The 7,663-nt window shown below is 73.4% G+C and carries 7 protein-coding genes; 5 read left to right on the plus strand and 2 right to left on the minus strand.

Annotated features, from left to right (window positions below; all coding sequences use genetic code 11):
• Nucleotides 1–2 precede the first annotated feature (2 nt).
• On the minus strand, nucleotides 3–989 hold the full coding sequence (locus ACI79E_RS20290) for a DODA-type extradiol aromatic ring-opening family dioxygenase (RefSeq protein WP_456934379.1): 987 nt from the start codon (nucleotides 987–989) through the stop codon (nucleotides 3–5).
• Between the two features lie 105 nt (nucleotides 990–1,094).
• Nucleotides 1,095–1,772 carry a nuclear transport factor 2 family protein gene (locus ACI79E_RS20295; RefSeq protein WP_456934380.1) on the minus strand — a complete coding sequence of 226 codons (678 nt, stop codon included), beginning with the start codon at nucleotides 1,770–1,772 and terminating at the stop codon, nucleotides 1,095–1,097.
• A gap of 380 nt (nucleotides 1,773–2,152) precedes the next feature.
• Here ACI79E_RS20295 and ACI79E_RS20300 point away from each other — a divergent pair, with 380 nt between their 5' ends.
• From ACI79E_RS20300 to ACI79E_RS20320, 5 genes are all read left to right on the plus strand, one after another.
• Complete coding sequence (locus ACI79E_RS20300; protein WP_456934381.1) at nucleotides 2,153–3,352, plus strand: cytochrome P450; 1,200 nt, start codon at nucleotides 2,153–2,155, stop codon at nucleotides 3,350–3,352.
• Nucleotides 3,340–4,056, plus strand: a complete 717-nt coding sequence (locus tag ACI79E_RS20305) for an SDR family NAD(P)-dependent oxidoreductase (protein WP_456934382.1) — start codon at nucleotides 3,340–3,342, stop codon at nucleotides 4,054–4,056. Before ACI79E_RS20300 ends, ACI79E_RS20305 begins: the two co-directional genes overlap by 13 nt.
• Before the next feature lie 33 nt (nucleotides 4,057–4,089).
• Nucleotides 4,090–4,734: a cysteine hydrolase family protein gene (locus ACI79E_RS20310; RefSeq protein ID WP_456934383.1), complete on the plus strand. Its 645-nt coding sequence runs from the start codon at nucleotides 4,090–4,092 to the stop codon at nucleotides 4,732–4,734.
• A gap of 258 nt (nucleotides 4,735–4,992) precedes the next feature.
• Entirely contained in the window at nucleotides 4,993–5,970 is a 978-nt protein-coding gene (locus ACI79E_RS20315; RefSeq protein ID WP_456934384.1) for an ABC transporter substrate-binding protein, read from the plus strand.
• Complete coding sequence (locus ACI79E_RS20320) at nucleotides 5,967–7,562, plus strand: FAD-dependent monooxygenase (RefSeq protein WP_456934385.1); 1,596 nt, start codon at nucleotides 5,967–5,969, stop codon at nucleotides 7,560–7,562. The genes ACI79E_RS20315 and ACI79E_RS20320 overlap by 4 nt, the downstream gene beginning before the upstream one ends.
• Nucleotides 7,563–7,663 lie beyond the last annotated feature (101 nt).

The raw sequence follows: 7,663 nt of genomic DNA on the forward strand, positions 1-7,663 counted from the left end.
CGTCACTGCCAGCGCAGGAAGCCCATGCCGCAGCCGGTGCCCGCCGCCGTGCGGTAGCACGGGGCGTACTCCGACCACGCGACCTCGCGGTCGTGCATGGCGCCGGCGACGGCCACCCAGTTGCGGATCTCCGAGGAGCCGGCGTTGAGCAGCTCGTCGGGGATGGTGCGCAGCGACTCGGCGTCCCGGTTGGTGATGCCGTCGAGGACGCGGCGGTCCAGCTGCTCGTCGACGACGAAGTGGGACAGGCCGCCGGAGGCCACCAGCACCACGCGGGCCTCGACCGGGGAGGCCTCGATGGCCGCGCCGAGGGCCTTGCCGAAGTCGTAGCAGCGCTTGGTCGACGGCTGGTTGGGCGGGTAGTAGGTGTTGAGCATGACCGGCACCACCGGGACGTCGGTCCGCTCGCCCAGCAGCCGCTGGATGATGAAGCCGTAGGCGTGCCCGAAGCCGTGGCCGGGCGGGGTGCTGGCGACGCTGGCGACGTCGAACTCGCGGGCGACCAGCCCGGTGATCGCGTCGAGGGCCAGCTGCGGGTGCCCGTCGAACTTGTGGACGGCGTCCATCGCGTAGCCGGTCTTGACCGCCTCGAAGAACTCCCCGGGCGGGGCGCCCTCCATCGTGCCGGTCTCCCAGGTGTCCCCCCAGAAGATGGCCATCGACGGCTGGTTGGTCGCGTCGAAGACCTCCTCCTGGTCGTCACCGACGACCACGAGCACGTCCGGCCGCAGCTCGGCGAGGTCGGCGGCCAGCCGGTCCATGCCCTGCAGGCAGGCGGTGTAGCGCTGCTCCCAGACCTCGTCGGTGAGCTCGGCGGCGAACCGCTCCCCCACCGCGGCGGACAGCTCGTCGAAGGTGACGTGCCGGCCGGCGTTGTCGTAGAGCTCCTTGTTGGTGCGGTCCTGCGCGGCCCGCTCCCGCCACAGGCGCGGGTTCGTGAGCAGCATCGGGCTGTGCGAGGTGCCGATCGCCCCGACGATGGTGGCCATCAACGCTCCTTGGTGGGTCGAGGAGCCCGGCGGCGTGGCCGGGCGGGAGTGGGTTCCGGGCACGCGCCGGCCGGCCGCCGGGAGGGCGGCCGGCCGGCGCGGAGGTCAGTACGCGACCTGCTTGCCGGTCACCGGGTGCTCGTAGTGGAACGGCATGGCCTCGGCGTGGGGGAACATCTTCCAGTCGTCGACGATCTCGTCGGGACCGTGCGGGTCGGCCGGGTAGGTCTCGGTCAGGTAGCCCTCGTACTCGACGGGGCAGCGCGCCCAGCCCTTGTCGAAGTCGCCCTGCCAGAACGAGCGCAGGTTCAGCAGCTTGATCCGCCACTGGCCGTCCTGCTTGACGTACTCGTTCTCGTAGATGCCGCCCTCGAACCACTGGCGGAAGCCGGGCACGGTCTCGTGGGTGCCGGCCTGCATGACCGAGCGGAACCGGGCCCTGGCCGACTGGCCGTCCTCGGAGAGCGTGATGATCCCCTGCATCTGCGGGTGGTCCAGCAGCCGGCCGTAGCGCGGGCCGTTGTGGCCCTCGGCGAACTTCGTCATGAAGCGGCCGGTGTACAGGCGCGCGACGCCCTCCTTGCCGCGGAACACGCCGTGCAGGAAGCGCACCTCGGCGCCCTCGTCGGCGAAGAGCTCGACGACCTCCTCGTAGTAGGTCTTGTCGAGGTAGTAGCCGTACGTGTACTGCAGCCGCCGGATCGCCTCGATGTCCTCGGCCCGGGTGAGCCGGTTCTCCAGTTCCGCGATCCGCGCCTCGAGGGCGGCCACCTGGTCAGTCATCTCGCTCCTCCGCGTCGTCCTCTGCCACAGCCGCCGGACGCGGCGGGGGCAAGCGGCAACGTATGCGTGACGATGGTCACCGTCAACGATCTGACAAACGTTTCCGCCAGGTGCAAGACCTCCGGTCTCGTTCCGAGACGCTCGAAGACGCGCCGGCACGGCGTATCCGCTGGTCAGCGCGGTACCTGGCAGGTCGGCGTCGCCCGATCGGGGGACGGCGGCGACATGAGGCGCTTCCTTGACGAGAGGCAACCGCGGTGCCAGCCTCCATCCGTCCGTCCGCCCGCCGGGCCGGCGCCCCTCGGCGCGCCGCGCGGGCCGGCACCGGGCTCGAACCCGGGCGACGGGCACCGGGGCCCGGATGAGGAAGGGGAACGCGCATGCTCATCGACGCCGCCGCGAAGCTGGAGCCGGAGGCACTGCGGTGCCCCTTCCCCGCCTACGCGGAGCTGCGCAAGCAGGGGGTCACCTACGTGGAGGCGGCCAACGCCTACCTGGTGACGCGGGCCGAGGACATCGACGCCGTGCTCCGCGACCACACGACGTTCAGCTCCCGCAACGCCATCGGCGCGCCGCCCATCCCGCCGGACAGCGAGATGGCCAAGCGGGTGCCCTTCCTGCTGCTGTCCGACGAGCCGGAGCACTCCGAGCGACGCAAGCTCGTGCAGCGCGCCTTCACCCCGAGCCGGCTGGCCAGGTTCGAGCCTCGCATCCGGGAGCTGTGCTCGGAGCTGGTCGAGGGCATGCGCGGGCGCACCGAGGTCGAGTTCATGGAGGAGTTCGCCGTCCCGCTGCCGATCGCGGTCATCACCACCGTGCTCGGCGTCCCCGGTGAGGAGACCGCCTCCTTCCGCCGGCTGTCGGAGGAGCTGGCCGCCACCGTCGGCAACCACGCCGCCGACCCGGCCGACATCGTGCGCATCGCCGAGGAGTTCGCCGCCCTGCTGGCCCCCTCGCTGGAGGCCGCCGCGGCCGCCGAGGAGGAGGACACGATCCTCCACACCATCGCCGCCGCCGAGCGCACCGCCGGGCTGCCCCGGCACGACTCCACGCGGTTCGTCATGGAGCTGCTGATCGCCGGCAACGTGACCACGACCGACCACATCGGCAACAGCATGGTCCTGTTGGCGCGCGACCCGGAGCTCGCCGACCGGCTGCGCACCGACCCCTCGCGGCTGTCGTACTTCATCGAGGAGTCGCTGCGCCTCGAGTCGCCCATCCAGGGGCTGTTCCGCATCACCACGCAGGACACCGAGGTCGGCGGGGTGCCGATCCCGGCCGGCTCGCGGGTGCAGGTCATGTACGGCTCGGGCAACCGCGACGCGGCACTGGTCGAGCGGCCCGACGAGCTCGACCTCGCCCGCCGCGCCCCCTCGGCCCACCTGGCGTTCGGCAAGGGCGTGCACTCCTGCCTGGGCAACATCCTCGCCCGGCTGGAGAGCCGGGTGGCCCTGGAGACGCTGCTCGGGAGCACCAGCCGCATCGAGCTGGCCGTCGACGCCGACGCCGTCGACTACCTGCCCAGCTTCGTCAACCGCGGACCGCAGGCCCTCCCGCTGAGCGTGACGTGGCGGGCCTGACGACCGCCGTCGTCACCGGCGGGGCGCGCGGCATCGGCCGCGCCCTCGCCGAGCGGCTGCACGCCGACGGGCACGCGGTGACCGTCCTGGACGTCGTCGAGCCCGACGAGGACGCCCGCACCGACTGGATCCGCTGCGACGTGACCGAGCCCGACCAGCTGCAGGCGGCCATGGAGACCGTCGCCGCGGCGGCCGGGGGCATCGACGTCCTGGTGAACAACGCCGGGCTGATCTCCCCGCGGCGCCCCTACCTGGAGTCGGGCAAGGAGGAGCTGCTGCGGTACCTGACGGTCAACGCCGTCGGCTACGCGCTGGCCACCCAGGCCGCCCACCCGTACCTGGTGGCCAGCGACCGCGGGTGCGTGGTCAACGTCGCCTCGCGGACCTTCTTCACCGGCAGCCCCGGGCAGCTGGCCTACGTGGCGAGCAAGGGGGCCGTCCTCGGCATGACGCGGGTGCTGGCCAAGGAGCTGGGCCCGCACGGCGTCACGGTCAACGCGGTCATGCCCGGCCAGGTCGCCACCCCGGGGACGGAGCAGTTCAACTCCGAGGAGGACTTCGACCGCACGATGGCCCAGCAGGCCATCCGGCGGCGGGTCCGGCCGGAGGACCTCGCCGGGCTGGTGTCGTTCCTCTGCGGGCCCGACGCCCGCATGGTCACCGGCCAGACCATCATCTGCGACGGCGGGGGCTACCTGCACTGACCGCCGATCGCCCCGCTCCGAGAGGACCCACCCGTGGCACCAGTCGCCTTCCGCACCGCGCCCGAGACCACCGCGCTGGTCGTCGTCGACGTCCAGAACGACTTCTGCGACCCGGCCGGGGCCTGCGGGGCGGCCGGCGCCGACACGACCGACGCCATGGCGATCGTGCCCCCGCTGGAGCGCCTGCTGCAGGCAGCCCGGGCCGCGGGCGTGCTCGTCGTGTTCGTCCAGACCACGCACGACGAGACGACCGACAGCCCGGCCTGGCTGTCGCGCAGCACGGTGGACGCCTCGGCACCCCCGAGGCCCGCGCTGAGCACCTGCCGCACCGGCTCCTGGGGCGCGGAGTTCTACGGCGTGGCGCCCGCGGCCGGTGAGCCCGTGGTCGTCAAGCACCGCTACTCGGCCTTCACCGGTACCGGCCTCGACCTGGTCCTGCGCACCGCCGGGATCAGGTCGCTGCTGCTCACCGGCGTCACCACCGAGGTGTGCGTCGAGTCCACGCTGCGGGACGGCCTCTTCCACGACTACCACGTCACCCTGGTGGAGGACTGCTGCGCCAGCCACAACCGCGGGGCGCACGCGGCCTGCGTGGCGCGGGTGGGCACGTACTTCGGCGCGGTGACCGACAGCACCGAGCTGGCCGCGGCCTGGGAGTCGGCGCGCGAGTCCGCCTGAGGACGTCCGTCCCGTTCGGGGGCGCCGGCGCCGCACGCCGCGACGACGAGGACCCACCGGCTCCCTGCGAGCCGGTGGGTCCTCGTCGTTCCCGCCTGCCGCCGTCCGCAGGTGTTCGACTTTGCGGAATGGTCGGCCCGGTTGTGCCCGCCTGCCGGAACGTCGTCTATGGTCCGGTGCAGTGTTGTTGCGGCCGTCACAGCCGTGGGCGTGGCCCACCGGACCGGTCCGCACGTCCCGACAGGAGGAGCTGCCCCCATGACGACCCGGATCCGTCTCGCCGCCGGCATCACCGGCGTAGCGCTGCTCGCGACCGCCTGCGGTGGGGACGCCGACTCCCCCGCCGCCGGGGGATCCGAGGGCGGCGGCCTCACCACGATCACCGTGGCCGAGACCGCCGGCACGCCGATGTTCCTGCTGACCTACGGCGAGCGGGAGGGCTACTTCGCCGACGCCGGGCTCGAGCTGGAGCTCACGTCCTCCGCCGGCGGGGCCACGGTCATCCCGCAGCTGGTCGGCGGCGACCTGGACGTGGCGGGGTCCAACGTGGTCTCGGCCCTCGTCGCTGCGTCGCAGGGTCTCCCGCTGCGCATGATCGCGGCCGGGACCAGCACGGCCCAGGACCCGGAGAACGACTTCTCGGCGCTCATGGTGAGGAGCGACAGCCCCGTCACCGACATCGCGCAGCTGCAGGGTCAGCGCGTGGCGGTCAACACCCTCCGCAACATCAACGACATCGTGCTCGGCTCGATGCTCGAGGACGCCGGCCTGGCGCCCGACGCGGTCGAGTTCGTCGAACTCCCCTTCCCGGACATGGCCGCCGCCGTCGACAAGGGGGACGTGGCCGCCGCGATGGTGATCGAGCCCTTCGTCACCCTGGCCGAGCAGCAGGGCATGAAGATCATCGGCCGCCCGTACACCGCGACGAGGCCGGGGCTGCAGATCGGCACGTACCTGATGAGCACGCAGGCGCTCCAGGAGAACCCCGGCATCGCCGAGGACTTCCTCCAGGCGGTGCAGACCACGGCCGACGCCATCCGGCAGGACCCCGCCGCCTTCCGCGCCGCGATCCCCGAGATGAGCGACACCACCAGCCCCGAGCTGGCGCAGAGCGTCCGCCTGCCCGACTGGCAGGGGACGAGCGACCGTGAGTCGCTGGAGCAGATCCAGGACCTCATGGTGCGCTACGGCCTCATCGAGGAGCCGGTCGACCTGGACGAGGTCGTCGTCGGATGACCGAGCAGACCGAGCAGACAGAGCAGACCGTGCGGACGCAGGTCGCGATCGTCGGCGGCGGGCCCGTCGGCACGGGGCTGGCCATCGCCCTGGGGCAGCGGGGCATCCGCTGTGCCGTGATCGAGCGCCGCCCCGAGCCGCAGCAGGTGCCCAAGGGTCAGAACCTGACCCAGCGGACCATGGAGCACATGCGGGCCTGGGGGGTGGAGGACCGCGTCCGCGCGGGCCGCCGCATCCCCACCGAGTACGGCATCGGCGGCATGACCGCCTACGGCTCCCTGCTGGGCCCCTACGCCTACGACTGGCACCGCCGCGCCGCCGTCCGCCGCTTCTACGCGGCCGACAACGAGCGCCTCCCGCAGTACGCCACCGAGGCGGCCCTGCGCGAGCGGGTCGCCGAGGTGCCCGGCGTCTCGCTGCACTACGGCTGGAAGGCCGAGGAGGTCACCCAGGACGACGGCGGGGTGCGCATCCGCGCCACCGACGGCTCCGGCGGGGTGCTGGAGGTGGCGGCCGACTACGCGGTGGGCTGCGACGGCGCCCGCTCGGTGGTCCGGGAGGCGGCCGGCATCCCCCAGACCCGCTCGGACCACGACCAGCTCATGGTGCTGCTGGTCTTCCGCTCCCGGCAGCTCGACGACCTGCTCGAGCGCTACCGGGGCCGGTCGTACTTCAACGTGCTCAACCCGGAGCTCGAGGGCTACTGGCAGTTCCTCGGCCGGGTGGACGCCCAGGAGACCTGGTTCTTCCACGCCCCGGTCGACCGGGCGACCACCGACGCGGACACCGACTTCCGCCCGCTGGTGTTCGGCACCGTCGGCGCGGAGTTCGACATCGAGTTCCAGCACGTCGGCTTCTGGGACCTGCGCTTCGCCCTCGCCGACCGGTACCGCGCCGGCCGGCTGTTCATCGCCGGCGACGCCGCGCACAGCCACCCGCCCTACGGCGGCTTCGGCATCAACACCGGGTTCGAGGACGCCGCGAACCTCGCGTGGAAGCTCGGCGCCGCGCTGGAGGGCTGGGCGGGCCCCGGCCTGCTGGACTCCTACGACGCCGAGCGGCGGCCGGTGTTCGCCTCCACTCGCGACGACTTCATCAACAAGTCCATCGAGGTCGACCGGGACTTCCTGGCCGCCCACGACCCCGAGCGGGACCGCGCGGCCTTCGACGCCGCCTGGGAGGAACGGGCGTCGGGCTCCCCCGAGGAGGTCGACGCGTTCGAGCCGAACTACGAGGGCTCGCCCGTCGTCGCCGGGGACGGCGGCGGGACGCCCAGCGCACTGGGCCGGCACGAGACGCGGGCCCGCCCCGGCCACCACCTCGCCGCCCAGCCCGAGGGCGCGGACGTGGACCTGTTCGACCACCTGACCGGCGGCGGCTTCGTGCTGCTGCGCGCCGGCAGCGGCGGCGAGGAGCTGGCGGGCGCGGCGAAGGCCGCCGGCGTCCCGCTGACCGTGGTCGACGTCGGCGCCGACGTCCGGGCCGCCTACGGCGCGGACCTGGTGCTGGTGCGCCCCGACCAGTACGTCGCCTGGGCCGGCGACGCGGTCGGGGACCCCGACGCCCTGATCGCCACCGTCACGGGGCGCTGAGCGGGGGGGGGGGGGGGGGGGGGGGGGGGGGGGCGCGGGGGGGGGGGGCCCGGGGGGGCGGGGGCGCGGGGGGCGGGCCGGCGGGGGGGGGGGGCGGGGGG

This window comes from Geodermatophilus sp. SYSU D00079 (genome assembly GCF_054050635.1).

What these genes read in the sequence shown, in the direction of transcription:
- ACI79E_RS20290 (WP_456934379.1), bottom strand. Translation starts at nt 989, where the DNA reads ATGGCCACCATCGTCGGGGCGATCGGCACCTCGCACAGCCCGATGCTG.
- ACI79E_RS20295 (WP_456934380.1), bottom strand. Translation starts at nt 1,772, where the DNA reads ATGACTGACCAGGTGGCCGCCCTCGAGGCGCGGATCGCGGAACTGGAG.
- ACI79E_RS20300 (WP_456934381.1), top strand. Translation starts at nt 2,153, where the DNA reads ATGCTCATCGACGCCGCCGCGAAGCTGGAGCCGGAGGCACTGCGGTGC.
- ACI79E_RS20315 (WP_456934384.1), top strand. Translation starts at nt 4,993, where the DNA reads ATGACGACCCGGATCCGTCTCGCCGCCGGCATCACCGGCGTAGCGCTG.
- ACI79E_RS20320 (WP_456934385.1), top strand. Translation starts at nt 5,967, where the DNA reads ATGACCGAGCAGACCGAGCAGACAGAGCAGACCGTGCGGACGCAGGTC.